General features: G+C 67.2%; 14 protein-coding genes. 5 read left to right on the top strand and 9 right to left on the bottom strand.

Going from position 1 to position 25,586, the window contains the following annotated elements; genetic code table 11:
• Positions 1–115: 115 nt before the first annotated feature.
• The 4 genes from rpoD to BMW51_RS02990 all read right to left on the bottom strand — a co-directional run bounded on the left by rpoD (position 116) and on the right by BMW51_RS02990 (position 5,325).
• On the bottom strand, positions 116–2,146 hold the full coding sequence (gene rpoD / locus BMW51_RS03005; RefSeq protein WP_093003157.1) for an RNA polymerase sigma factor RpoD: 2,031 nt from the start codon (positions 2,144–2,146) through the stop codon (positions 116–118).
• The gene (gene dnaG, locus BMW51_RS03000) at positions 2,146–4,053 is read right to left on the bottom strand and encodes a DNA primase (RefSeq protein WP_093003155.1); all 1,908 of its coding nucleotides are present in this window, start codon (positions 4,051–4,053) and stop codon (positions 2,146–2,148) included. The genes rpoD and dnaG overlap by 1 nt, the downstream gene beginning before the upstream one ends.
• A 113-nt stretch (positions 4,054–4,166) precedes the next feature.
• On the bottom strand, positions 4,167–4,772 hold the full coding sequence (locus tag BMW51_RS02995; RefSeq protein WP_093003846.1) for a peptidylprolyl isomerase: 606 nt from the start codon (positions 4,770–4,772) through the stop codon (positions 4,167–4,169).
• Positions 4,773–4,776: 4 nt separating this feature from the next.
• Positions 4,777–5,325 carry a hypothetical protein gene (locus BMW51_RS02990; protein WP_093003153.1) on the bottom strand — a complete coding sequence of 183 codons (549 nt, stop codon included), beginning with the start codon at positions 5,323–5,325 and terminating at the stop codon, positions 4,777–4,779.
• Between the two features lie 113 nt (positions 5,326–5,438).
• On the opposite strand from BMW51_RS02990, the gene BMW51_RS02985 reads away from it, so the two are divergent.
• Together BMW51_RS02985 and BMW51_RS02980 are read left to right on the top strand one after the other, a co-directional pair.
• Positions 5,439–8,663 (top strand): bifunctional cytochrome P450/NADPH--P450 reductase, encoded by a 3,225-nt coding sequence (locus BMW51_RS02985; protein WP_093003151.1) that lies wholly within the window; start codon positions 5,439–5,441, stop codon positions 8,661–8,663.
• An 80-nt stretch (positions 8,664–8,743) separates the two neighbouring features.
• Entirely contained in the window at positions 8,744–9,085 is a 342-nt protein-coding gene (locus BMW51_RS02980; protein WP_093003844.1) for a phasin family protein, read from the top strand.
• A 55-nt stretch (positions 9,086–9,140) separates the two neighbouring features.
• Here the strand turns inward: BMW51_RS02980 and BMW51_RS02975 are convergent, their stop codons facing one another.
• The 5 genes from BMW51_RS02975 to BMW51_RS02955 all read right to left on the bottom strand — a co-directional run bounded on the left by BMW51_RS02975 (position 9,141) and on the right by BMW51_RS02955 (position 17,404).
• A complete protein-coding gene (locus BMW51_RS02975; RefSeq protein WP_093003149.1) occupies positions 9,141–10,754 on the bottom strand; it encodes an efflux transporter outer membrane subunit in 1,614 nt (537 codons plus the stop codon).
• Entirely contained in the window at positions 10,754–14,041 is a 3,288-nt protein-coding gene (locus BMW51_RS02970) for a multidrug efflux RND transporter permease subunit (RefSeq protein ID WP_093003147.1), read from the bottom strand. The genes BMW51_RS02975 and BMW51_RS02970 overlap by 1 nt, the downstream gene beginning before the upstream one ends.
• Positions 14,042–15,313, bottom strand: a complete 1,272-nt coding sequence (locus BMW51_RS02965; protein WP_093003145.1) for an efflux RND transporter periplasmic adaptor subunit — start codon at positions 15,311–15,313, stop codon at positions 14,042–14,044.
• Positions 15,314–15,467: 154 nt separating this feature from the next.
• Positions 15,468–16,241, bottom strand: a complete 774-nt coding sequence (locus tag BMW51_RS02960) for an enoyl-CoA hydratase/isomerase family protein (RefSeq protein WP_093003143.1) — start codon at positions 16,239–16,241, stop codon at positions 15,468–15,470.
• Entirely contained in the window at positions 16,238–17,404 is a 1,167-nt protein-coding gene (locus BMW51_RS02955) for an acyl-CoA dehydrogenase family protein (protein ID WP_093003141.1), read from the bottom strand. The genes BMW51_RS02960 and BMW51_RS02955 overlap by 4 nt, the downstream gene beginning before the upstream one ends.
• 190 nt (positions 17,405–17,594) lie before the next feature.
• On the opposite strand from BMW51_RS02955, the gene BMW51_RS02950 reads away from it, so the two are divergent.
• From BMW51_RS02950 to BMW51_RS02940, 3 genes are read left to right on the top strand one after another with little or no spacing between them, the layout of a single operon-like run.
• The gene (locus BMW51_RS02950) at positions 17,595–19,778 is read left to right on the top strand and encodes a BamA/TamA family outer membrane protein (RefSeq protein ID WP_093003139.1); all 2,184 of its coding nucleotides are present in this window, start codon (positions 17,595–17,597) and stop codon (positions 19,776–19,778) included.
• Positions 19,778–23,998 (top strand): translocation/assembly module TamB domain-containing protein, encoded by a 4,221-nt coding sequence (locus BMW51_RS02945; protein ID WP_093003137.1) that lies wholly within the window; start codon positions 19,778–19,780, stop codon positions 23,996–23,998. Before BMW51_RS02950 ends, BMW51_RS02945 begins: the two co-directional genes overlap by 1 nt.
• Positions 23,999–24,057: 59 nt before the next feature.
• Positions 24,058–25,530, top strand: coding sequence for a flavin-containing monooxygenase (locus BMW51_RS02940; RefSeq protein ID WP_093003135.1), 1,473 nt, complete (start codon positions 24,058–24,060; stop codon positions 25,528–25,530).
• The last annotated feature ends 56 nt before the right edge of the window (positions 25,531–25,586 follow it).

The raw sequence follows: 25,586 nt of genomic DNA, 5'->3' as shown, positions 1-25,586 counted from the left end.
ACATGCGCCGGAATGGAGCAACAAGCGTCGGAACTGAGTGCTTCCGCATCGCGCACGCGAACAAAAACGCCGGCGAAGAAGGACTTCGCCGGCGCCGATTTGCTGGCGTTTGAGGTTACTGGTCGAGGAAGCTGCGCATCTTGCGGCTGCGGCTCGGGTGCTTGAGCTTGCGAAGCGCCTTTGCCTCGATCTGACGGATACGCTCGCGCGTGACCGAGAACTGTTGCCCGACCTCCTCCAGCGTGTGGTCGGTGTTCATGCCGATACCGAAGCGCATGCGCAGCACGCGCTCCTCGCGCGGCGTCAGGCTGGCAAGGACGCGGGTGACCGTTTCCTTCAGGTTCGCCTGAATTGCCGCGTCGACCGGAATGACCGCGTTCTTGTCCTCGATGAAGTCGCCCAGATGGCTGTCTTCCTCGTCGCCGATCGGCGTCTCGAGGGAGATCGGCTCCTTGGCGATCTTCATCACCTTGCGCACCTTCTCGAGCGGCATGCTCAGGCGCTCTGCCATTTCCTCGGGCGTGGGCTCGCGGCCCTGTTCGTGGAGGAACTGGCGGCTGGTGCGGACCAGCTTGTTGATCGTCTCGATCATGTGGACCGGGATGCGGATCGTGCGCGCCTGATCGGCGATCGAGCGCGTGATCGCCTGCCTGATCCACCACGTCGCGTAAGTGCTGAACTTATAACCGCGGCGATACTCGAACTTGTCCACCGCCTTCATCAGGCCAATGTTGCCTTCCTGGATCAGGTCCAGAAACTGCAAGCCGCGGTTGGTGTACTTCTTCGCGATCGAGATCACGAGGCGCAGGTTTGCCTCGACCATCTCCTTCTTGGCGATGCGCGCCTCACGCTCGGCCTTCTGCACCATGTTGACGATGCGGCGGAACTCGGCGAGCCCCATGCCGGTCTGCTGCGAGATCTCGGCGATCTCGCTGCGGATGCGCTCCACGGCGCCCGCCTCGTTGGTCGCGAACGCAGTCCACTTCTTGTCAATGCCGCTGACGCTCGCCAGGAACGTGTCGTCGAGCTCGTGGCCCATGTAGCGCTTGAGGAAGTCGGCGCGGCTGACCTTGTGGCGCTCGGCCAGACGCAGCATCTGCCCGCCGAGCGCGGTCAGGCGACGGTTGTACGAGTAGAGCTGATCGACCAGGAACTCGATTTTCGCCTGATGGAACTGGACGCTTTCGACCTCGGCGGTCAGCTCCTCGCGCAGCTTCTGGTACTTGCGCTCGTCGGCGGCAGACAGCTCGTTGCCGCCGCCCATCGCACCCAGCCGCGTCTCCTGCATCTTGGAGAACTTCTTGTAGAGCGCGGTAATGTTGGCGAACTTCTCCAGCGCCTGCGGCTTGAGCGTTTCCTCCATCTGCGCGAGGCTGAGCGTATTGTCCTCGTCCTCGTCGTCGCTGGGACGCGGGGTGCGCGGCTCGCCCGACTCGTCGTCTTCGTCGGCCGACGGCTCCTCGGCGACGTCCTCTTCTTCCTTGAAACTGGTGCCGGCGTTCTTCTCGCTGATCTCGCCGTCGTCGTCCTCGGCGCCCTCGACCTGCTCGGCCGACGGACCCTTCGACAGCATCGCGTCGAGATCGAGAATCTCGCGCAGCTGCATCTGCCCTTCGTTGAGCGCCGTCGACCAGTCGATGATCGCGTTGAAGGTGATCGGGCTCTCGCACAGCCCCAGGATCATCGTGTCGCGCCCGGCCTCGATCCGCTTGGCGATTGCGATCTCGCCTTCGCGCGACAGCAGCTCGACCGCCCCCATCTCGCGCAGGTACATGCGGACCGGATCGTCGGTGCGATCAACGGTTTCCTTCTTCTTCTCGACGACGGGCGCGCTGCTGTCGGTCTCGGCGTCGGTCGCCTCGACCTCGTCCTCCTCCGCGCGTTCCTCGGTCTCGCCTTCCTCGCCCTGCTCGTCGTTCTCGACGATGTTGATGCCCATCTCGTTCAGCGCCGAGGTAATGTCCTCGATCTGATCGGACGACATCTCGCCCTGCGGCAGCGCGTCGTTCAGCTGGTCATAGGTGATGTAGCCGCGCTTCTTGGCGCGGGCGATCACCTTCTTGATGTTCGCGTCGTTCAAGTCGATCAGCGGCGCATCCCCGTTGTCCTGAGCCTCGGGTGCTTCCGCTATATTCGCCTTCGCCATCAATTGTCCTCGGTACCTAGCGCGCGGGCGTCTTCGTTCGCCTGCACGAGATTTGCAAGCCGCACGTCCAGCGCCCGTTGTTCGTTGACCAATGCCACCTGTCGTTCAAACGCTTCGTCGGTGAAGTGGCACTGCATCGCGGAGGTCGCGTCCGCCAGCGCTGCATCCACTTCGGGGCGGGAGACAAGAATGGCGATCGCCTCGTCGAGGTCCTCGCGCGCCTTGTTCTCGTCCGCCGTCTTGCGCGTGAACGAATAGGGCATCGTATCGGCCCTGAGCAGGTCGGACGCGACCTGTTCGAAGCCGGATCGCGTCAATATGGTGACGAGGCGCTGGCTATCAAGCGCCCCCTCCCGTCGCGATCGGTCCTCTAGCGCCACGTCGACCACTGCCTCGAACAATCGCCCAAGCGCGCCGTCGGCGAGCTTGAGGCTGCCGAGCACTTCCATATGCGTCGCGATCTCGGCCGGATGGCGGATCAGCCCGGCGAGCACCGCTTTCGCGAGCACGCGGTCGATCCCGCCCGCCGCGCGCACCGCCTTTGCGTCGTCGGTCACGGGGGCAGGGGGCGGCGACCATTTCTGCCCAGCGCGGCGCTGCTGATAGGGGAAGAAGGGGGTGCGTGCCTGAAAGCCGCCTGCCTGCCGCCCGCGTGCGAACTGCTGGTCGAAGCGGTGGCGGAACTCGGCGACATACTCCGACTTGACGCTCGGGTCGGCGATGGTGTTGGCGAGGTCGGACAGGCGGCGCTTCAAGCCGGCGCGCTGCTCGGGCGTGTCGAGCGGTTCGGCGGCGAGCTCGTGCTTCCACAACCGTTCGACCAGCGGCTCGGCCTCGCGCACCAGCGCCTCGAACGCGCGCGCGCCGCCTTGTTGCATCAGGTCGTCGGGGTCCTGTCCCTCGGGCAGCGTGATGAAGGACAGGCTGCGACCCGGCGCCAACATCGGCAGCGCACGCTGTGCGGCGCGGATCGCGGCCTTCTGCCCCGCGCCGTCACCATCGAGGCAGACCATCGGCACATCGACCATCCGCCACAGCCGTTCGAGTTGCGCCTCAGTTAGCGCCGTACCGAGCGGGGCAACGACCTCACCCACGCCACCCTGCGCGAGCGCGACCGCGTCCATGTACCCCTCGACCACGAACACGCGGTCGGCCTTGCGCGCCGCCGCCGACGCGCGATCGAGATTGTAGAGCGTGCGCCCCTTGTCGAACAACGGCGTATCGGGCGAGTTCAGGTACTTCGGCTCGCCCTCTCCGATGATGCGCCCGCCGAACGCGATCACGCGACCGCGCTGATCGCGGATCGGGATCATCAGCCGGCCGCGGAAACGGTCGTATGGCTCCTTGTTGTCGACCTGGATTAGTAGCCCGGCCTCGACCAGCATCGCGTCGCCGAAATCCTTCAGCGCCGCGCGCAGCTTGCCGCGGCTGTCCGGCGCGTAGCCGAAGCCGAAGGTACGCTGCGTCGACGCGCTCACGCCGCGGCGGTCGAGCAAGGCGCGTGCCTCCGCGCCGTCGAGCCCGCCGAGTTGGCTCACGAACCAGTCGGCGGCGGCCTGCATCACGTCGTGGAGTGACTTGGCACGCTCCGCCTTCTGCGCCGCGCGCGGATCGGCCTGCGGCACCTCGAGCCCGGCGGCGGCGGCGAGTTCCTTGACCGCATCGATGAACGGAAGGCCCTGGTGGTCGGTCATCCAGCGTATCGCGTCGCCGTGCGCCGAACAGCCGAAGCAATGATAGAAGCCCTTCTCGTCGTTGACGTAGAAGCTGGGCGTCTTCTCGTTGTGGAACGGGCAGCAGCCGCGCATCTCACGGCCCGCGCGCGTCAGCTTGACGGTTTTTCCGACCAGCGCCGACAGATGCGTGCGCCCGCGCAGTTCGTCGAGGAAGGCGGGCGAGAGCGACATCGCGCGATTCTACTTATGCCGCATCGGCTGCCCCGCGACAATGTGGCGAAAAGGTAACGCTTTACCACCCTTCGGCCAGGTGACGCCCTGAAGCCTGCCAGCCAAGAACCGCGTTACGGCTCCCGACGCGCGCTGACGATACGGATCGTTGGTGCGAGCATCTGCCCCTTCATCACGCCCTGCCCTTCCGTCGGTGACGTGGGCGATCCGAGGATGCGGCGGATCACGTCCATGCCCTCGACCACGCGGCCGAACACCGCGAAGCCGGGCTCCGCGTCGTGCGCGTCCATCGATTTCAGGTCGCCGACCACGACGAAGAAATCACCCGCCGCGGTGCCCGGCTTCGCCATCGCCATCGAGATCGCGCCGTCGACGTGGCTCAGACCCGTCTTGCTCGTCGGCTCGAACGCGACCGGTGGCAGTGTCCGCTTGGGATCGTTGCGCGTGCCGAACTGCGCGAGGCCGTAACCATCGCCGACCTTCACCGCGCGGTAGAAGGCGACGCCGTCGAGCTTCTTGCCATCGACGTAGCGCAGGAAATTGGCGGCGGTGAGCGGCGCGTGCTCGCGGTCGACCGCGATGACGATCGGACCCGCCGCGGTGTCGAGCCGGACTTTGACGGGTGCGATCGCCGGATTGCTGACGGCAAGCGCGGGTGTCGGGGCAGGGGCTGGAACCGGCGCGACGGCTTGGGCGAGCAGGGCGAGGAACGGCAGCATCATGTCACTTCACCCGAACGATGGTGGCGGGAAGGGTCTGCGCCGGAGCGCCCGTCAGCTGGAGCACGTAGCGACCGGGCCGCAATCGGAAATCGACCAGCTTGGCGACGCCGGTGCAGCGCGGCCCCATCGTGTGCGCGCTCGACGGCACGCCCGAGCGGCCGCGGATCACGTCGATCCATGCCCTCTGCCCCAGCGCGACACGGTAGGTACCGGGGAGCGCCACCTGGAACATGGCGAGGCCCGCGTAGCTTCCCGGCGTCGGCGTTTTGCCGGGCGCAATCCGCGGCTGCACCTCGCCGAGCGGTGCGAGCCTGAGGTCGGCGGCGCGACCGATCGCGAGCACGGGGGCGTTGCGCGGCGCATTGCCCGCGGTCAGCGGGGAGCGCATGCTCCAATGCGACAGCTCGGCCGGAATGGCGACGCGAACGTTGGCGCAACCCGGGTCGGTCGCCGGATCCTGCATCGCGGCATTGGCGGGATGCGTCACCCCCACCGCAGCGGCGATGCCGGCGACCAGCGGTTCGAGCATGGAGGGCAGGAAGCGGACCATGCGCGCCTTCTATCCGTGGCCGCGCCGCGCCGCCAGCCTGCCGTTGCGGCAACTTGCGCGCGGCGCCAAGCCTGTGTTTGGGAGCTAGCACGCGCAACGGAGCAACGGCGATCATGGCTAGCAAACCCAACGACATACCCGCCGCGCCGTCTGCACCGGTGCCGATGCCACGCGCGCTGCCCGTGATCGGCCACCTGCACCAGATCGCGCGCTCGGGACTTGTCGGCCACCTGCTGAGCGTCAGCCGTTCAGCGCCGCAGGGCATCTTCAAGCTGCGCTTCGGCAGCCGCGTGTCGATCTTCGTCACCGATCCCGATCTGGTCGCCGAACTGTCAGATGAAACGCGCTTTCGCAAAATGCCGGGGCCGGCGCTGCGCGTCGTGCGCAAGTTCGCAGGCGACGGGCTGTTCACCGCGTTCAGTGAGGAGCCGAACTGGGGCAAGGCGCACCGCATACTGCTGCCCGCCTTCTCGCAGCGCGCGATGCGTGGCTATTTCGATATGATCGTCGAGGTGTGTGATCAATTGGTCGCCAAGTGGACGCGCGCGGCGGGAACCGACGTCCACGTCGCCGACGACATGACGCGCCTGACGCTCGACTCAATCGCGATCGCGGGGTTCGGTCACCGCTTCAACTCGTTTGAGCGCGAGGAACTCGACAGCTTCCTCGTCGCGCTCGGCCGTGCGCTGTCGGAAGCGCTCAACGTCATCACGCGATTGCCGGTGCAGCAACGCTTCGCCCGCCGTGCGGCGGCGCAGTACGAGGCCGACATCGCCGAGATGAACGCGCTGGTAGACGGCATCATCGCCGACCGCAGGGTCAACCCGAACGAGGGTAAAGACCTGCTCAACCTGATGCTGACCGCGATCGACCCGGAAACGGGCGAGGGGCTCGACGACCTCAACATCCGCTATCAGGTGCTGACCTTCCTGATCGCCGGGCATGAAACGACGTCGGGGATGCTGACGTTCGCCTTCACCTACCTGCTGCGCAATCCGGCGGTGCTGGCACAGGCTTATGCCGAGGTCGACCGCGTGCTGCCGGGCGACGCGCGGCCGGACTATGCGCAGGTCGCCAAGCTGGAGGTGATCGAGCGTGTCCTGAAGGAAGCGCTGCGGCTCTGGCCGACCGCGCCCGCGTTCAGCGTCGCGCCGTTCGAGGATCAGGTGATCGGGGCAGTCGACGGCAAACCCGGCTGGCGGATGCGCAAGGATCGGCCGGTCAACATCTTCACCCCCGGCCTCCACCGTGCGCCCGACGTGTGGGACTCGCCCGAAGAGTTCGACATCGATCGCTGGCTGCCCGAGGCGGAGGCGGCGCGTCACCCGCACGCGTACAAGCCGTTCGGCAATGGCGAGCGCGCCTGCATCGGGCGGCAGTTCGCGATGGTCGAGGCGAAGATCGCGCTCGCCATGCTGTTGCGCGCCTTCGCGATCAGCGATCCGCACAGCTACACGCTGCGCGTCAAGGAAACGCTGTCGATCAAGCCTGACGACTTCACCATGCGCGTCCGGCTGCGCGGGAGCCACGAGCGGTTGCAACTGGGCGAAACCGCGTCGGGGCAAGAAGCGGTCGAGGTCGGTGCCGTCGCTGGATCGGGCCAGCGCTTCGTGCTGCTCTACGGCACCTCGCTTGGCACGGCGCGCGACGTGGCCGAAGAGATTGCTGAGCGCGCGCGCACCGACGGGTTCGACGTCGTGGTGCGGTCGATGGACGAGGGGCTCAGGGGCGGCGCGGGGCCTGCCGACAAGGTGATCGTGATCGTCACCGCGACCTACAACGGCCGCGCCCCCGACAGCGCGGTCGAGGTCGAGCGCGCGCTTGATGCCGGCGCCTTCGACGATTCGGACTGGTCGGGTGCGCGCTACGCGGTGCTCGGCATCGGCAACAGCCAGTGGCCTAATTTCCAGGCGTTCCCGAAACGTGTCGATGCTACGATCGCGGCGGCGGGCGGCGAGCGGCTGGTGCCGCGCGGAGAGGCGGACGGGCAGGGCGACTTCGACGGCGCGATCGCGGCCTTCGTCCGTGACCTGTGGCAGGCCTTGGGCGCAGAGGCGGAGCCGGCGGCGAACACCGCGACGCTCTCGCTGGTGCCGGTCGACACCGTCGAGACCCGCGCGCGCGCCTTGCCCGAGCATGCGCAGCGGCTGGAGATTGTCGCCAACGACGAACTGGTGCGGCCGGCGGACGGCTTGTGGGACTTCGCGAAGGAACCGCCGCGCCCCTCGACGCGGCTGGTGCGCGTGCGCCTGCCCGAGGGCCAGCACTACGCCGCCGGCGATCACCTCGCGATCTACGCACGCAATCGCCCCGACCTGGTCGCGCGTGCGCTCGACCTGCTCGGCATCCACGGCTCGGCGCAGGTGCGCGTCGACGCGCAGGGCGGCCGCTTCAAGCACCTGCCGCTCGGCGCCACGGTGACCGTCGAGCAGTTGCTGACCGACTTCGTTGAATTGTCCGAGACGGTGTCCAGGCGCGCGCTGGCGGGTCTGCGCAGCACCACGCGGTGCCCGCATACGGTCGAAATGCTCCAGGGGCTGGAGCGCGACTACGATGCCGAAGTGACCGAAAAGCGCGTGTCGCTGCTCGACCTGATCGAACGACACCCGGTCGTGTCGGTGACGCTCGAGCAGCTGATAGACTGGAGCGCGGCGATCCAGCCGCGCTTCTACTCGATCGCCTCGTCGCCGCTCGTCTCGCCCGATGTTGCCGACCTGATCGTCGGAACGATCGCCGCACCCGCCTGGTCGGGCCTCGGCGAGCACCGCGGCTTCGCGTCTGATTACATGAAGGCGCTCACGCCGGGTGAGCACGTCTTCGGCCACGTTCGCCGCCCCAATCCGTCGTTCGCGCCGCCGGCTGACGCCGCGCAGCCGATGATCCTGATTGGCCCCGGTACTGGGTTCGCACCCTTGCGCGGTTTTCTGCAGGAACGCGCGGCGCAGGCGGCGGCGGGCGAGGAGGTGGCGACCAGCCTGCTGTTCTTCGGCTGCCGTCACCCCGATCACGATTGGTTCTGTCGCGATGAGATGGAGGCTTGGGCGGCGGACGGCTTGATCGACCTGTACCTCGCCTTCTCCGCGGTGCCGTCGCACCCGTGGCGGTTCGTGCAGGATGCGCTCTGGGCCGAGCAGGAGCGCGTTTGGCGCGCGTTGGAGGCGGGCGCGAGCGTGTTCCTGTGCGGCGACGGCCGCTACATGGCGCCCGCGGTACGAGACACTTTAGTACGCATCTGGATACAACAGGTAGGCGGCGAGCACGCGCAGGGTTCGGCGTGGCTCGAACAGATGATCGCCGGCGGCCGCTTCCATCAGGACGTGTTCGGCTTCGGCAAATAGCGCGGGTGCAACCGCTTAGCGCCCGCTCGGTTAAGCCGGTGCAAGCGGTCCGGTAACCGGCCGCGGAGAGGAGCATGATGATGGCGGACGAGAACACGAACAGCGCGACCGGCGCGGCCTTCGAGGGCGCGCAGCGCGCGGGCGAGGCGATGCGCGCGTCGGGGCAAAAGATGGCGAACAATTCGTCGAGCCTCGGCATCGCGATGATCGATCAGGCGCAAACGAACGCCGAGCAGGCGTTCGCCGCGATGCGCGCGGCGGCACAGGCCAAGGACTTGGGCGACGTCATGCGCATTCAGGGCGATTACCTGCGCGAGCAGAGTCAGCGCTCGATGAACCAGGCGCGCGAAATCGGTGAGTTGATCATGAAGTTCGGTCGTGAGGCAGTCGCGCCGATGCAGGGCGGCGGCAAGTCGGGCTGAGCCGGACGATCGTCACCTTTACGCCTTCGTCGTAGAGGTGACGATCCGCTCGGCGTTACGGGCGTGGTTGCGTCGGTGTGCTGCCTGGCAGCATCGGCCCCTGCGCCGTAGCCTCAAGCTGTGAATCGCCACCTAGCGTCTGGTAGAGGGTGACGAGGTTCGATGCGCGCGTCAGCTGCGTCTGCACCACCGTGCGCTGCGCGGTGTAGAGCGAGCGTTGCGCGTCGAGGCTGGTCAGATAGGTGTCGATTCCGCCCTGGTATCGCGCATTGGCGAGTTGCAGCGTGTCGGCCGCTGCGTTGAGGAAGCGCTGGTTGGCGGCGAGCTGGTCGGTGATCGTGCCGCGCCGCGCGAGTGCGTCCGACACCTCCCGGAAGGCGGTCTGGATCGTCCCCTCATAAGTCGCCAGCGCGGCGTCGCGTTGCGCCTTAGAATAATCGACCCCGGCGCGCCCGGCACCGGCGCGGAAGATCGGGTAGCTGACGTTCGGCGCGACCGAATAATTGAACGCGCCGCCGGTGAACAGCGTGCGAAGCGCAGTGCTGGCGAAGCCGACCACGGCGGTCAGTGCGACGCGCGGAAACAGCTGCGCGCGGGCGGCCCCGATCTCGGCATTGGCGGCACGCAGGGAATATTCGGCCTGCACTACGTCTGGCCGGCGTAGCAGGATGCCCGAATCCAGCCCGGCGGGTAGCTCACCCAAATTCTTCGCTGCGTCGTCGATCGACGCAGGCAGCAAGCTGCCGTCGACCGGCGCGCCGACGAGCAGTTGCAGCGCGTTCACGTCCTGCGCGAGCAGGCTGCGCTGCTGGGCGAGGTCGGCCTGCGCCGTTTCAAGTACCTGTTCGGCCTGGCGCACATCGCTGCGCGGCGAGACGCCGCCCGCCAGTCGCGCGCGGGTCAGCTGGACGCTGCGCTGCGCGCTGGTCGCGGTGTCCTGCGCGATCTTGAGCAGGCTGGCATCCGAGCCGTAGGTGACCCAGGCGTTGGCGATGTCGGACACCAAGGTCAGCCGCGTCGCGCGTGCCGCCGCCTCCTGCCCGAAATAGCGGTTGAGCGCCGCGCTGGTCAGCGAGCGGACGCGACCGAACAGATCGATCTCGAACGCGGTGACGCCCAGCTGCGCGCTGAACGTGCTGCGGTTGTTCGAGAAATTGCTCGTTCCGCCTGTCCCGCCACCCACGCCGCCGTTGCCGGTCCCGCCGTTCCCGACCCCGGTTCCGCCATTGCCGACGCCCGTGCCGCCGTTGCCTACCCCCGTTCCACCGCCTCCCGCATTACCGCCGGTGCCGATCGGCACGCCGGTGGTCACGCCCGAGCTGCCGGTGCGGCGATAGCTGTACGATCCGGTCGCATCCAGCTGCGGGAACAGGTCGGCGCGCTGGATGCGATATTGCGCGCGCGTTGCCTCGATATTGGCGACCGCGACGCGCAGATCGCGGTTGTTGACCAGCGCCTGGTCGATGATCCGCTGCAATCGCGCGTCGCGGAAGATGTCGCGATAGGTGACGCTGGGTAGCGGTGCCTCGCTCTGGCGCAGGTATGCGTCGCCGACCGGCCACGACGGCGGCACCGGCAGCTCGGGCCGGACGTATTTGGGCGCGAGCGAGCAGGCGGTGAGCGCACTCGCCGTCAACAGCGACACCAGCGGGCGGAACGTCGGGCGCATCAGGCGTGGTCCGGTGCGGGAAGGGCGGGGTGGCCGGCGGGCGCGGGCAGCTGCGGCGTCGGCGGCTGATCCTTCGGCCCGTCGTCGCCCCCCTCGTCCGGGTGGCTCGGGTCGGCGTCGCGGCGCAGCCCCTTGATGCCGTCGCGCGTGCCGCGGCGGACCAGCACGAAGAACAGCGGAATGTAGAAGATCGCCAGCACGGTCGCGGTGATCATGCCGCCGATCACCGCAGTGCCGATCGCGATACGGCTGTTGGCGCCCGCGCCGGTCGAGATGGCGAGCGGCAGCACGCCGAAGATGAAGGCGAGGCTGGTCATCAGGATCGGGCGCAGACGCAGCCGGGCGGCCTCCAGCGCGGCATCGATGATCCGCGCGCCCTTCTTCTCGGCCTGCTCGGCGAACTCGATCATCAGGATCGCATTCTTCGCCGCCAGTCCCATCGTCGTCAGCAGGCCGATCTGCAGGTAGACGTCGTTGGTCAGCCCACGCAGCGTCACCAGCGCGACCGCCCCGATCAGGCCGAGCGGGATGACCAGCAGCACCGCGATCGGGATCGTCCAGCTCTCGTACAAGGCGGCAAGGCACAGGAAGACGACGATCAGCGACAGTCCGTAGAGCAGCGGCGCCTGTCCCGAGGACAAGCGCTCCTGATACGATAGCCCTGCCCAGGCGATGCTGGTGCCAGGGATTTCGCCCGCCAGCTGCGCGATCCTCTCCATCGCCTCGCCCGAGCTGACGCCCTCGGCGCCCTGGCCCTGGAATTCGTACGAGGAGATGCCGTTGAAGCGCGACAGCGTCGTCGGCGCCTGCGACCAGCTGAGGCTCGCGAACGAGCTGAACGGCACCATCGTGCCAGAGCTATTGCGGACGAACCACTGATACAGGTCCTCGGGCTCGGCGCGGTAGGGCGCGTCACCCTGCACGTAGACTCGCTTCACGCGCCCGCGATCGATGAAGTCGTTGACGTAGCGGCCACCCCAGGCGGTCGAGAGCGTGGTGTTGACGTCACCCTGCGACAGGCCCAGCGCCGCGAGCTTCTGCGCGTCGGCGTCGACCTTCAGCGTGCCGATGTCAGGAAGCTCGGTCAGGCGCACGCCGGCGAGCTTCGGGTCGGCATTGGCCTTCTCCAGCAGCGCGTCACGAGCCTCGTTGAACTTCTCCTGGCTCATGCCGCTCGCGTTCTGGAGCTCCATCGTGAAACCCTCCGACTGGCCGAGGCCGCGAATCGCAGGGGGGACAAGCGCGAACACCTGCGCGTCGCGAAGCCCGCGGAACGCGGCCGACGCGCGTGCAACAATCGCGTCAGCCGCGTCCGCCTTGTCGGTGCGGTTGGCCCAGTCGACAAAGGAGATGAACGCCTGGCCGGTATTCTGCCCGCTGGTGCCGCCACCACCGCCGCCCGCAACGCTGAACAGCGTGCGGATGTTGTGGCCTTCGTTCTTCGCGAAATACTGCTCGACCTGACGCTGCACTTCCTCGGTGCGGCCACGCGTCGCGCCGGCGGGCAGGCGAAACTGCACGATCGCGCCGCCCTGATCCTCCGTCGGCAGGAACCCGGTCGGCAGCCGCAGGAAGAGGAAGGCGAGCAGTGCGAGGATCCCGCAATAGATCAGCACGAAGATCCAGCGGTGATCGATCACCCGCTCGACCGCGTGGGTGTAGCGCTTCACCATGCGATCGAAGCTGTCGTTGAACCAATTCTTCGCCGCCTCGAGCTTGTCGGCGACCCACGGTGCCTTCCGACCCAGCCACGTTTCGTGCAGGTCGCCGTTCTCGTCATGGCGCGCCTTCAACACGTGCGAAGTAAGTGCGGGACTGAGGATCAGCGCGACGAGCACCGACAACACCATCGCCGAGATGATGGTGAGCGAGAACTGGCGATAGATGACCCCGGTCGAGCCGCCGAAGAACGCCATCGGCAGGAACACCGCGGACAGCACCAGTGCGATTGCGACAAGCGCGACGGTGATCTCGTTCATCGACTCGATCGTCGCGTCGCGCGGGCTCATGCCCGGGTTTTCCTCCATCAGGCGCTCGACGTTCTCGACCACGACGATGGCGTCGTCGACGAGCAGGCCGATCGCGAGCACGAGCCCGAACAGCGTCAGCGTGTTGATCGAGAAGCCGGCGAGATAGAAGATCGCGAACGTGCCCAGTAGTACCACCGGAACCGCGATCGTCGGCACCAAGGTGGCGCGCCAGCTCTGCAGGAACACGAACATGACGATGACGACGAGGATGATCGCCTCGACCAGCGTCTTGATCACTTCCTCGATCGACAGCTTGATGAAGTCGGTGGTGTCGTTGGCGTAGGCGATGCGCAGGTTCGGCGGGAACGTCTTCGCAACGCGCGCGATCTCGGCCTTGACCAGCTCGGCGGTGGCGAGCGCGTCGGCGCCGGGTGCCAGCAGCACCGCGATACCCGCACCGGGATGCTGGTTGACGCGGCTGAACGCGGCGTAGCTTTCGCCACCCAGCTCGATCCGGCCGACATCCGCCAGCCGCACCGTCGCGCCGCTGCTCGTCGTCTTCAGGATGATGTTGCGGAACTGTTCGGGCGTCTGCAGCCGCGACTGCGCGGTGACGGTCGCGTTCAGCATCTGCGACGAGGGCATCGGCTGCCCGCCGATTTCACCCGCCGCAACCTCGGTATTCTGGTTGGTGATGGCGGTGACGACGTCGCCCGGCATCAGCTGGTAACTCGCCAGCCGTGCGGGATCGAGCCAGATGCGCATCGCATATTGCGCGCCGAACACGTTGGTATCGCCAACACCCTGAACGCGGCCGAGCGGGTCCTGCAGGTTCGACACCAGGTAATCGGACACATCCTGGTTCGTCATCTTGTCGCTGATGTCGTAGACGCCCGCGATCAGCAGGTTGTCCGGGTTCGACTTGCGGACGACCAGGCCCTGTTGCTGCACCTGGCTCGGCAGTCGGGAGACCGCCTGCTGGACCTGATTCTGCACCTGAACCTGCGCGATGTCGGGATCGGTGCCCTTCTCGAACGTTACGGTGATCGTCACCGAGCCGCGCGAGGAGGAGGAAGAACTGAAATAGAGCAGCCCGTCGATGCCGGTCAGCTGCTGCTCGATCACCTGCGTGACCGAATTCTGAATCGTCTGCGCGTTGGCGCCGGGGTAGGTCGCGCGGATCGAGACCTGCGGCGGCGCCACGTCGGGATATTGCGCGATCGGCAGGCCCAGGATGCCGCCGACGCCCGCCATCATGACGATGATCGCGAGCACCCAGGCGAAGATCGGGCGATCGATGAAGACGCGTGACAGCACTCAGCCGGCCTTGCTCTGGCCGCCCTGGCCGCGACCGGTGGTGTCGCCGCCCTGACCGGCCTTGCCGTCCTTCGACGGCGGTGGTGCGACCTTCTGCGGCGTGTTGGCGGGAACGGGGCGGATCGGCGCGTTCGCCTTCAACGTGCCGGTTCCCTGCGTGATGATCTTGTCGCCGTTCTTCAATCCATCGGTCACAACCCAGTAGACGCCCTGTGCCCGCTCGGCGGTGACGGTACGCTCGACCGCCTTGTTGCCGGGGCCGACCAGCCACACGGTCGCGTTGCCCTTCGGGTCGCGCGATACCGCCTGTTGCGGCACCAGGAAGGCGTTCTGGTCGATCGACTGGCTGAACTGCGCGCGCACGAACATGCCGGGCAGCAACAGGCCGCGCGGATTGGGAAAGCGCGCGCGGAGCGTCACCGTGCCGGTCGACTGGTCGACCACGACCTCGGCGAACTCGACGCTGCCGACAAGACCGTAGTCGCTGCCGTCCTCCAGCATCAGCCGCACGTCGGCGCGCGCGGGCACGGCGCCGCCGCTGGCGAGCGCACGACGCAGCGCGAGCAGCTCGGCGCTCGACTGCTGGATGTCGACGAAGATCGGGTCGAGTTGCTGGATCGTGGTCAGTGGGTCGGTCTGCGTCGCGCTGACTAGCGCGCCGACCGTGAACAGCGACCGGCCGATCCGACCGGTGATCGGCGCCGGCACCGTGGTGAAGCGCAGGTTGATCCGTGCGGTGTCGAGCTGCGCCTTGTTGAGCGCGATCTGCGCCTGCGCTTGGCGCTGCGTCGCGACCGCGTCGGTGTAATCCTGCTTGCTGATCGCCTCGATCTCGGCGAGCGGGCGATAGCGATCGGCGCGGATGCGCGCGGCCTCGGCGTTCGCCTGCGCGTTGGCGACGCTCGCCTGCGCCTCGTTCGCGGACGCGCGGTAGAGCGAGGGGTCGATCTGGTAGAGTGGCTGGCCCTTTTTGACGATCGACCCTTCGGTGAAGAAGCGGCGCTGGATCACGCCCGACACCTGCGGTCGCACCTCCGAGCTCTGGAACGCCACCACGCGCCCGGCGAGCTCGGTCGTCATCGGCACCGAGGTCGGCTGGACCACGACATAGCCGACCTGCGCCGGACCGCCGGCGCCACCACGTCCGCCCGCGCCGCCCTTGCCCTTCTGCTGCTCGCCGCCGCCACCACAGGCAGCCAGCGCCAGGACGGCGGGAGCCACGGCGATGCCGAGCAGCAGGCGGCGGTACCGCCCTTGGTCACGCTTGATCAATCTTTCACCCGCATGCCTGTGGTGCCGCGCACGCGCCTCGCGCTCGTGCCAGCCTGTCTGTCCCAGATGCGCTTATCCGGGGTTTGTCGCAAATGTTTCCCAGCGGCTGCGGTTATTTTCCCGCCGTTCGGCAACAACACCGAAGCGCGCATGGTCACCCGCGTACGAAATCGCCTTTCCGCCGCTCGCCGACTGCCTTGATCCCCTCTCGGAAATCGGCGGTTTGCATCAGCCGGTCCTGTTCGGCACGCTCATGCTCGGTCCGCGTCCGCACCGCCTCGGCCAGGTCACCGCGCAACGTCGCGCGCGTCGCCTCGACCGCGAGCGGCGCGTTGGCCGCGATCTCGCCCGCAAGCCGCTCGGCCGCGGCGCGAAGATCGGCGAGCGGCGCGATCTCGTCGACCAGCCCGAAGCGCAGCGCATCCTCCGCCTTCACGCGCCGCCCGGTTTGCAACATCAGCGACGCGTGCTGCTCGCCGACGACGCGGGGCAGGGTGGCGGTGATCCCGAACCCGGCATGAAAACCGAGCGTAACGAAATTGGCCGAGAAGCGCGCTTCAGGCGCCGCAACACGGAAATCGCCGACGAGTGCCAGTCCCAGCCCGGCGCCGACCGCCGCACCCTGCACGGCGACGACTACCGGCTTCGTCGCCGCGAACAGGCGATAGGCGCCGCGATAGAGCGCGGGCGTCTCGCTCTCGCCGCTCTCGTCCGCCAGCGGCTTGTCGCCGGTCAAATCGGCACCGCCGCAGAAGACTTTGCCGGCGGTCGCGAGCACGATCGCGCGCACGTCGTCGTCGCGGCCCAGCTCCTCGAACACGTCGGCGAGCGCGTTCACCAGCACCGCGTTGACGTGATTGTGCGGCGGGCGGTCGATCACGACCGTCGCGACGTGGTCGGCCTTCGTTACTGTGATATGTTCTTTCATGCCCGTGTCCCCAGCAGGTTGCGCGCGACGACCCAGTTGTGAATTTCGGTCGGCCCGTCATAGATCCGCATCAGCCGGATCCGCGCCGCCATCTGCTGCAACGGCATCTCGCGGGTCATGCCCATCGCGCCGAAGCACTGCATCGCGTGGTCGAGCACCTCCCACGCGGTTTCGAGCGCGAAGCTCTTGATCATCGAGACCTCGGTGCGCGTGTCGCGACCCTGATCGAGCTTCCAAGCGCAATCATACGTCATCAGCCGGGCGGCGTGCAGCTTGATCGCGGCGTCCGACACCCAGTTCTGGATCGTCTGCCGCTCCGACAACGGCTTGCCGAAGGTGGAGCGTTGCGGCGCATAGTCGATCATCATGTCGAGCGCGCGCTGCGCCATGCCGATCGCGTTCGCCGCCATTTCCGCGCGCCGCGTAGCGAGGCGAAGCTGCATTGGCGCGAAACCCTGCCCCTCAGTGCCGAGCAGCTTCCACGCGGGGACCCGACAATCCTCCAGCACGACCTCGTACAAGGTCTCGCCGCCGATCACCGGGATCGGGCGGACGACCTGGAAACCGGGCGCGTCCTTGTCGACCAGGAACGCGCTCATGCCGCCGCGCGCGCCTTTCTCGCGGTCGGTCACCGCCATCAGGATGGTGAAGTCGGCCCGGTTCGCCTTGGTGATCCAGATCTTGCGGCCGTTGATGACCCAGTCGTCGCCGTCGCGCACCGCATGCGTCTTCATGCCGGCGGGGTCTGCGCCTGCGCCAGGTTCCGATATACCGATCGCGCTGATCGTCTTTCCCGCAACGTACGGGGCCAGATACGCCTCCCGCTGGCGATCGTTGACGGTTGCGGCGAGCATGCGCAGATTGGGCGAGTCGGGCGGCAGCGTATAGGGTACGATCGTCCGGCCCATCGCCTCGTTGACGCCGACCATCGCGACCGCGGGCAGGTCGTGCCCGCCGACATCCTCGGGCGCGTCGAGGCCCCACAGGCCCAGTTCGCGCGACACGTCGTTGACCCGTTCGGTCTCCTCGGCGGTCAGCTGCACTTCCTCGCCCGCGATCGCGCGGTCGAGCACGCCCGCCTCCAACGGCACCAGCTCGTCCTCGACGAAGCGCCGCACCAGGTCGGCGATCATGCGATGGTCTTCGTCCAACTCGAAGTTCATGTGCTCTCCCGCTTGATCGTTGTACCGCCCTTACGCGCGCGGCAGATAGGATGCCACATGGCGAGGTCGAAAAGTCATGCCGGGGTAGAGGCAACCCATTGGCGTGTCAGACGTTGCAGGTGGGACGGGGGTGTAACGGTAGAGCCGACATCTCGCGCAAAGGGGCGAGTGCGTGGGTTTATCGACGAGAATGGCATTGCTGGCGGCGTCGTCCGCCTTCGCGCTGGCGGCGGTACCGGCCGCAGCGCAGATGAACCAGCCGGGCAGCGCACCTGCTCGCGGCCCCGATGCGCCGAAGTCTGCGACGCAGCCTCCCGCCGATCCGCAGGGCGACGCCGCGATCATCCCCGACGCCGAATTTAACAGTGCGCTGCCGCCTCTCAGCAACGACATCAACGCCCCGCTCGAGCCGATGCCGCTCGACACTACGCCAGTGACGTCAAGCGCGAGCAAGCCGGCCGCCAAGGCCACGCCAACCGTCGCACCGGTCGCGCAATCGGCGGCGCAGACGCCGATCGTGCCCGGCGCGCTCCCCGCACCCGCGCCGATCGACCCGCAACTCGCACAGCCGATCGAGCCTCTATCGACCTTCAACACCGAGCCGTTGCAGACGGTCGCCGACGTGAAGGGCCGCGACGCGCCCGAAGTCGCCTACGATACCGTGGTGCGCGGGCTCGATCCGCTCAACCTCACCGACGAGTTCAATTCCTTGTCCGCGCTCAAGGAGGGCAGGGGCAAGGCCGCCAACGCGACCCAGGTATCGGCGCGCGCGCGCGAGGACGAAGGGTTGGCGGTGCGACTGATGAAGTCGCTCGGTTATTACGACAGCACCGCGGTGTCGACGATCGAGCAGCCCGCGGCCGGCTCGGGCGACAAGCTGCGCGCGATCGTCAGCGCGACGCCCGGCAAGATCTACACGCTCGGCTCGATCGAGGTGCAGGCTGGGCCGACCGTGCCTCCCGGTCTGGTGCGGCGCGAACTGCCGCTCAAGGTCGGCGATCCGGTCGAGGCCGCGCGTATCCAGGGCGCAGAGGCGAACGTCAGCCTGAAACCGCCGCAACAGGGCTATCCCTTCGTCAAGGTCGGACAGCGCGACATCCTGCTCGACGATGCGACATGGAAGGGTGCCTACACGCTGCCGGTCGATACCGGACCGCGCTCCTCCTTCGGCGTGCTGCGCACCGAGGGCGATCCCGTCTTCTCGGTCGATCACCTGAACGTCTTTCCCCGGTTCGACCAGGGTCAGCTCTACGACATCCGCCTTACCGACGACCTGCGCCAGGCGCTGGTCGCGACGGGTCTGTTCTCCAACGTCTCGGTCGAGCCGGTCCGCACCGGACAACCCGGCCCCGACGGAACCGAGCAGGTCGACCTGTTGGTGCGCCAGACCAAGGGACCGTTCCGTTCGCTGTCGGGCAGTGCGGGCTACGGCACGGGCGAGGGCGTCAAGGTCGAGGCCGCGTTCACGCACCGCAACCTGTTCCCGCCCGAGGGCGCGCTGATCGTGACGGGCGTCGGCGGCACGCAGCAGCAGGGCGCGTCGGTCACCTTCCGCCGGTCCAACGCGGGCAAGCGCGACCGCACGGTCAACCTGCTCGGCAGCGTGCTCAGGCAGGATTACGACGCCTTCAACGCGGTGACCGCGACGATTTCCGGGCGGATCAGCTACGATTCCACCCCGATCTGGCAGAAACCGCTGACCTATTCTTACGGTTTCGAGCTGGTCGGCACCAACGAGCAGAGCTACGATTTCGACGCGGGCGGACGCCGCCGCCGCAACTACGGGATCGTCGCGCTGCCGGGACAGGTGTTGTTCGACAAGTCGGACAGCCTGCTCAACCCGACCAAGGGCTATCGCCTGAAGCTCAATTTCAGCCCCGAAGGCTCGGTGTCGGACGGGGTGCGCCCCTACGCGCGCACGATGGTGGAGGCGACCGGCTATTATCCGGTCAACGGCAGCCTGGTGATTGCGGGCCGCGCGCGTGCCGGCGCGATCTTCGGGATCGACCGCGACGATCTCGCGCCATCGAGGCGTTATTACGGCGGCGGCGGCGGATCGGTGCGCGGCTACGGCTACCAGCGGCTCGGCCCGCTCGATCCCGAGGGCAACCCGGTCGGCGGGCGCAGCATCAACGAATTCGCGATCGAGGCACGTTACCGTTTCGGTGATTTCGGTATCGTGCCCTTCTTCGACGCGGGCAACGCCTATGAGGGCACGTTTCCGACAGCCAAGAACCTGCGCTACGGCGCGGGGATTGGCGGGCGTTTCTACACCAACTTCGGGCCGATGCGCGTTGATGTCGCGACGCCGCTTAACCCACGTGAGGGTGACGGCAAGATCGCGCTCTACATTTCGATCGGGCAGGCGTTCTGATGGCTGACGACACGCTTCCCGCCGACGAGGTGGTCGTCGTCAAGCGCCCGCTGTGGCAGCGCGTGCTCAAATGGCTCGCGGTTGCGGTAGTGGCGATCCTGCTGCTGCTCGTCGCAATCGTGCTGGGTATCAACACCGATCCCGGCCGCCGCTTCGTTGCCGACCGGATCGGAGATTACACGACTGAGTCGGGGCTCAACATCCGCGTCGGCCGGATCGAGGGATCGCTGTACGGGCAGATGTCGCTGGTCGATGTGCGGGTGAACGACCCGAAGGGAACGTTCCTGCAATCGCCGCGAATCGACGTCGACTGGCGCCCATTCGACTATCTCAACAACCACATCGACGTGCGCCGCGCGTCGAGCCAGCTGATTACGCTGCGCCGCAATCCCGAGCTCAAGACCGTTCCGCCCAAGCCGGAGGACGCCAACGCCCCGATCCTGCCCAACATCGACATCGACATCGGGCGTTTGCAGGTCGCGCGCTTCGTGATGGAGCCGCCGGTCGCGGGGCAGTGTCACATCGCGCGCTTCGACGGGCAGGCGCACATCGCCGACCGCCGCGCGCAACTAACCGTCGACGCGGTTGCGTTGCGCGCGCCCGGCGTCGCCGGCGGCGATACCGCGCACGTCAAGATCGACGCGGTGCCCGACGACAACAAGCTCGACATCCGCGCGCGGATCGCGGCACCCGCGAATGGCGCGGTCGCGCAGGTCGCCGGACTGAAGGCGCCGCTCAATGCGACGATCGACGGGCGTGGCAGTTGGAAGGATTGGCGTGGCAAGCTCGTCGCGACGCTCGGCGGCGGCACGCTCGCCGACCTCGCGGTGCAGGCGAACGACGGGCGCTTCCAGATCAACGGCACGACGCGCCCCGGCTTTTACCTCGAAGGTCCGGTCGAGCGGCTGACCGCGCCGGGATTGCAGGTCGCGATCGATGCGCGCCTGAATGAGCGCCGTATCGACACGCGCGTCAAGCTCAAGTCGAACGCGCTGGCGGTTGACGCTGGCGGTCTGGTCGACCTTGCCAACTCGCGGCTCGGCAATTTCGCGGTCGATGCCGCGCTACTGACGCCGGGAGCGATCGCGCCCAATTTGCGTGGTCGCAACGTGCTGGCGCGCGTCGTGCTGAACGGCGCATTCGCGACGCCGACGGTCGATTACAAGCTGCGCGCGACCTCGCTCGGCTTCGCGGAAACGACGCTCGAGAACGTCTACGCCGAGGGTCTGGCCCGCGTGAACGCCGACCGCATCCTCGTGCCGGTCCACGCCCGCGCGCGCCGCATTACTGGACTCAACCCGGCGCTCGGTGGGCTCACCACCAACGTTCGCGTCGACGGCGACCTCGCCATCTCGATGCCCAACATCCTGTCGGACAATCTGCGTATCCGTTCCGACAACATCGACGCGACTGCCGTGATCGCGGCGAACGTCGCGACCGGTCGCTACACCGGCGGGTTGAAAGGACGCGTCAACAATTTCCGAGTCGAGAGCGTCGGGATCATCGACCTGACCACTGACGCCAATCTGGTGCCGGGGCCGAACGGCGGCTTCGGCATCAACGGCCGTGTCGCTTTGCGCACCAAGCAGTTGTTCAATGAGGGCGTGCGTAACTTCCTCGGCGGCAACGCGACCGCCAGCACGCGCTTCGGCTATTCGCCCGAGGGGATCGTCACCTTCACCGACCTGCGGCTGAACGCGCCGCAGTTTCGCGTGACGCGGGGCCAAGGTCGTTACGATCCGCGCGGCGGGTTGCTGGTCGATGCCGACGCCTATTCAACGCAATATGGTCCACTCTACGCGCGCGTCACCGGTTCGACCGACGCGCCCGTCGTCCGGTTGCGCGCGCCTCGACCCGGCGTTGGTATCGGGCTCGCCAACCTCGACGCACGCGTTGTCGGGCGCGGCGGCGCGTATCAGGTCAACGCGATCGGCGGGACCAATTATGGTGCCTTCACCGCCGATGTGCTGGTCACGCCCGGCAACCAGCTGGCGGTCGACATCCGCCGCGTGGTGTTCGCCGGCATCAACTTCGCCGGGCGTGTGGTGCAGACCGCGGCGGGACCGTTCGCTGGTCAGGTACGCTTCGCCGGATCGGGGCTGACCGGAACCGCCGACCTCGGCGCACAGGGCAAGTACCAGCGCGCCAGCGTCAACGCGCGCGCTTATGCAGCGACGATCCCGGGTACGACCGACTTCACGATCGGACGCGCGATAATCAACGGCACGGTCGTTCTCTACGACGACGCCCCCTCGGTCGTCGCTGACGCACAGGTCGCCGATCTCCGCTACGGTCCCACTGTGATCCAGTCGGGTCGCGTGAAGGTGAACTACACCGGCGGACGCGGCACCGCGCAGGCGCTGCTGACCGGGTCGAACAGCGTGCCGTTCCGCGTCGCGGTCAATGCGAAACTGTCACCGGGCGAGTATCTCGCCGCGTTGCAGGGGCAGGCGAACGGGATTGCGTTCCGCACTGCCAACCCGGCGCGGATCGTCGCAGCGGCGGGTGGTTATCAGCTGCAGCCCACCCGGATCGACTTCAGTCAGGGCAGTCTGCGGCTCGCGGGCCGCTACGGTGGTGGGCAGACGAGCGCGCAGGCGCGGCTCGACCGGCTCGACCTCGGCATCGCCAACGCCTTCGTGCCCAACATCGGCCTGGGCGGGCAAGCGACCGGAAGCCTCGATTATGTGCAGCGCTCCGGCAACGCGGTGCCCGAGGCAGACGTCCGGCTCAACATCACCAACTTCACGCGTTCCAGTCTGACCGCGGTGTCCGAACCGGTCGACGTGGTGTTCCAAGGCCGACTCGACGCCGCGGCGGGCGAAGGGCGTGCGCTCATCAAGCGCGGGGGCACGACGGTCGGGCGGATGGTCGCGCGGCTGACCCCCGCGGGTAGCGGCAGCTGGTCGACCCGGCTGATGCAGGGGCCGCTCTCGGGCGGCATCCGCTACAACGGACCGTCGGGCGTGCTGTTCAGCTTCGCCGGTCTCGCCGAACAGCAATTGTCCGGGCCGATCGCGGTCGCGGCCGATTTCGGTGGCACCGTATCGGCGCCACGCGTCAACGGGCTGATCCGCGCCGACAACCTGACCTACGACAACGAAACCTACGGTACGCGGCTGTCGCAGATGCGGATCGCAGCGCGGTTCAACAACGACCGACTGGAACTTACCAGCCTGTCGGCCCGCGCTGGCGACGGCACGATGCAGGCGCAGGGCACAGTCGGGTTGGCGGCGGCACAAGGATTCCCGATCGATATCACGGCGCGGCTCGACAATGCACGGCTCGCCAAGTCGGACGCGCTCGGCGCCACGGCGACCGGTACGGTGCGGGTGCAGAACGGCGCCAACGGCGGCTTGATCAGCGGCGACATCAACATCCCCGAGGCGCGCTATCAAATTATCCGCCAGGGCGCGGCCGAGGTGCCCGAGCTGACCGGGGTGAGAAAGAAAAGCGAGATCCGCGTCGCGCGGCCGACCGATCGTCCGACGCCGCCATCGGTGGGGTTGTTCAAGCTCGACCTGCGCGTTCACGCCGACAACCAGCTGTTCGTCTCCGGCATGGGGCTGGAGAGCGAGTGGGAGGCGGACATGCGGATCGGCGGCACTTCGGCTGCGCCGACGATTGCGGGCGGACTCGACATCGTGCGCGGTACCTATTCGTTCGCGGGCAATCGCTTCGAGGTGACGCGCGGACGCATCCGCTTCCGCGGCGGTGCGCTGACCGATCCCGACATCGACATCCTCGCGACCACGACCAAGAACGGCGTCACGTTCAACATCGCGATCACCGGCACGGGCCAGCGTCCGCAGGTTGCCTTTACGTCAACGCCGGCGCTGCCGCAGGACGAGGTGCTCAGCCGGCTGCTGTTCGGGACGAACCCGGCCAATCTGTCCGCGACCGAGGCGATCCAGCTCGCGTCCGCGCTTAATTCGCTGCGCGGCTCGGGTGGCGGGCTCAACCCGCTCGGCAAGCTGCGTGCGGCGACCGGGTTCGACCGGTTGCGCGTGCTCGGCGCAGATGAGGCGACCGGGCGCGGCACCTCGCTCGCCGCGGGCAAGTATCTGACCGACGATATCTACATCGAGATCGTGACCGACGCGCGCGGCTTCACCGCGACCCAGCTGACGATCGCGCTGACCAAGGCGATCAGCCTGCTGTCGCAGGCGGGATCGTTCGGCGGGTCGAATGTGCAGCTGCGTTACTCAAAGGACTTCTGATCGGTCTTCCCGCGCAACTGACATCCGTGTAAGCCGGCTTTTAGGAAGAGGAGCCGGCCATGACCGAGCAGTTCGACGTGATCATCGTGGGAGCGGGGCTGTCGGGTGTGGGCGCCGCCTATCACCTGCAGAAGAACTGTCCTGATCGGACATTCGCGATTCTGGAGGCGAGAGCGGCCATCGGCGGGACGTGGGATCTGTTCCGCTATCCCGGCATCCGCTCCGATTCGGACATGCATACGCTCGGATACGATTTCCGGCCTTGGACCCATGCGAAGGCGATCGCCGATGGTCCGTCGATCCGCGAATATATCGAGGACACCGCGCGCGAACACGGGATCGATCGCCGCATGCGCTTCGACCATCGCGTCAAAAGCGCCGCCTGGTCTACCGCGGACGCCGCATGGACGCTGGAGGTCGAGCACGACGGCGCCATGCTCCAGTTACGGTGCAACTTCCTCTACATGTGCTCGGGCTATTATGATTACGCGAAGGGGCACGCGCCCACCTTCGCGGGAACCGAGCAGTTCGAAGGCTGCATCGTCCACCCGCAATTCTGGCCAGCCGACCTCGATTACAAGGGCAAGAGGGTCGTCGTGATCGGCAGCGGTGCGACGGCGGTGACGCTCGTACCCGAAATGGCCAAGCAGGCGGCGCACGTCACCATGCTGCAGCGTTCCCCCACCTACGTCGTCTCCCGCCCGGCGGAGGACGGCCTAGCCAATCGTCTGCGTGCCATGCTGCCCCCGAAAGCCGCCTACGGGATTACGCGGTGGAAGAACGTCCTGTTCGGCATGCTGTTCTACAATCTGGCGCGGAAGCGACCGACGCGCACCAAGGAGCGGCTGCTCGGCATGGTGCGCGAGCATCTCGGTCCCGATTACGACGTCGAGACGCACTTCACGCCGCGCTACAATCCCTGGGACCAGCGGCTCTGCCTCGTCCCGGACGCCGACCTGTTCGACACGATCAAGCGTGGCCAAGCCTCGGTCGTGACCGATACGATCGAGACGTTCACGGCGACCGGCATCCGCTTGGCGTCAGGAAAGGCGATTGAGGCGGATGTGGTGGTCACCGCGACGGGGCTCGAACTGGCCTTGATGGGTGGTGCCACGTTCAGCGTCGATGGCGCGTCGGTGCGGCTGGCCGATACATTGCAGTACAAGGGGATGATGTTCTCCGACGTGCCTAATCTCGCCTTCACGTTCGGCTACACCAATGCATCGTGGACGCTGAAGGCCGATCTGGTCGCGCGTTACGTCTGCCGGCTGCTCAATGCGATGCGTCGCAAAGGGGTTAGGCAGGCAACACCGCGAATTGGCGTCGCGACAATCGAGCCGCAGCCATTCGCGGATTTCTCATCGGGGTATATCCAGCGCGCGATTGACAACCTGCCGCGACAGGGGAACCGGAAGCCGTGGCGGCTTAATCAGAATTACGCACTCGACGTAATGGCGCTGCGATTCGGATCGATCGAGAACGAAATGGAGTTCGGCAACCCGACGCGCCGATCTGAGATAGCGGCTGCCTGAGCCAGCTTGATAATCAGTTTCGATGAGGTGGTTCGGACGGCCACCGGTCTCGAGAG

This window comes from Sphingomonas palmae (genome assembly GCF_900109565.1).
In the GTDB taxonomy this organism is placed as follows: Bacteria; Pseudomonadota; Alphaproteobacteria; order Sphingomonadales; family Sphingomonadaceae; genus Sphingomonas; species Sphingomonas palmae.
Note: the sequence above shows the minus strand (reverse complement) of the source record. Positions and strands in the feature narration are given on the sequence as shown.

Bases quoted from the DNA above. Each gene is read 5' to 3' on its own strand.
- BMW51_RS02960 (WP_093003143.1), bottom strand. From the start codon at position 16,241: ATGAAAGAACATATCACAGTAACGAAGGCCGACCACGTCGCGACGGTC.
- BMW51_RS02950 (WP_093003139.1), top strand. From the start codon at position 17,595: ATGGCATTGCTGGCGGCGTCGTCCGCCTTCGCGCTGGCGGCGGTACCG.
- BMW51_RS02990 (WP_093003153.1), bottom strand. From the start codon at position 5,325: ATGGTCCGCTTCCTGCCCTCCATGCTCGAACCGCTGGTCGCCGGCATC.
- BMW51_RS02940 (WP_093003135.1), top strand. From the start codon at position 24,058: ATGACCGAGCAGTTCGACGTGATCATCGTGGGAGCGGGGCTGTCGGGT.
- dnaG (WP_093003155.1), bottom strand. From the start codon at position 4,053: ATGTCGCTCTCGCCCGCCTTCCTCGACGAACTGCGCGGGCGCACGCAT.
- BMW51_RS02985 (WP_093003151.1), top strand. From the start codon at position 5,439: ATGGCTAGCAAACCCAACGACATACCCGCCGCGCCGTCTGCACCGGTG.
- BMW51_RS02995 (WP_093003846.1), bottom strand. From the start codon at position 4,772: ATGCTGCCGTTCCTCGCCCTGCTCGCCCAAGCCGTCGCGCCGGTTCCA.
- BMW51_RS02955 (WP_093003141.1), bottom strand. From the start codon at position 17,404: ATGAACTTCGAGTTGGACGAAGACCATCGCATGATCGCCGACCTGGTG.
- BMW51_RS02975 (WP_093003149.1), bottom strand. From the start codon at position 10,754: ATGCGCCCGACGTTCCGCCCGCTGGTGTCGCTGTTGACGGCGAGTGCG.
- BMW51_RS02980 (WP_093003844.1), top strand. From the start codon at position 8,744: ATGGCGGACGAGAACACGAACAGCGCGACCGGCGCGGCCTTCGAGGGC.
- rpoD (WP_093003157.1), bottom strand. From the start codon at position 2,146: ATGGCGAAGGCGAATATAGCGGAAGCACCCGAGGCTCAGGACAACGGG.
- BMW51_RS02945 (WP_093003137.1), top strand. From the start codon at position 19,778: ATGGCTGACGACACGCTTCCCGCCGACGAGGTGGTCGTCGTCAAGCGC.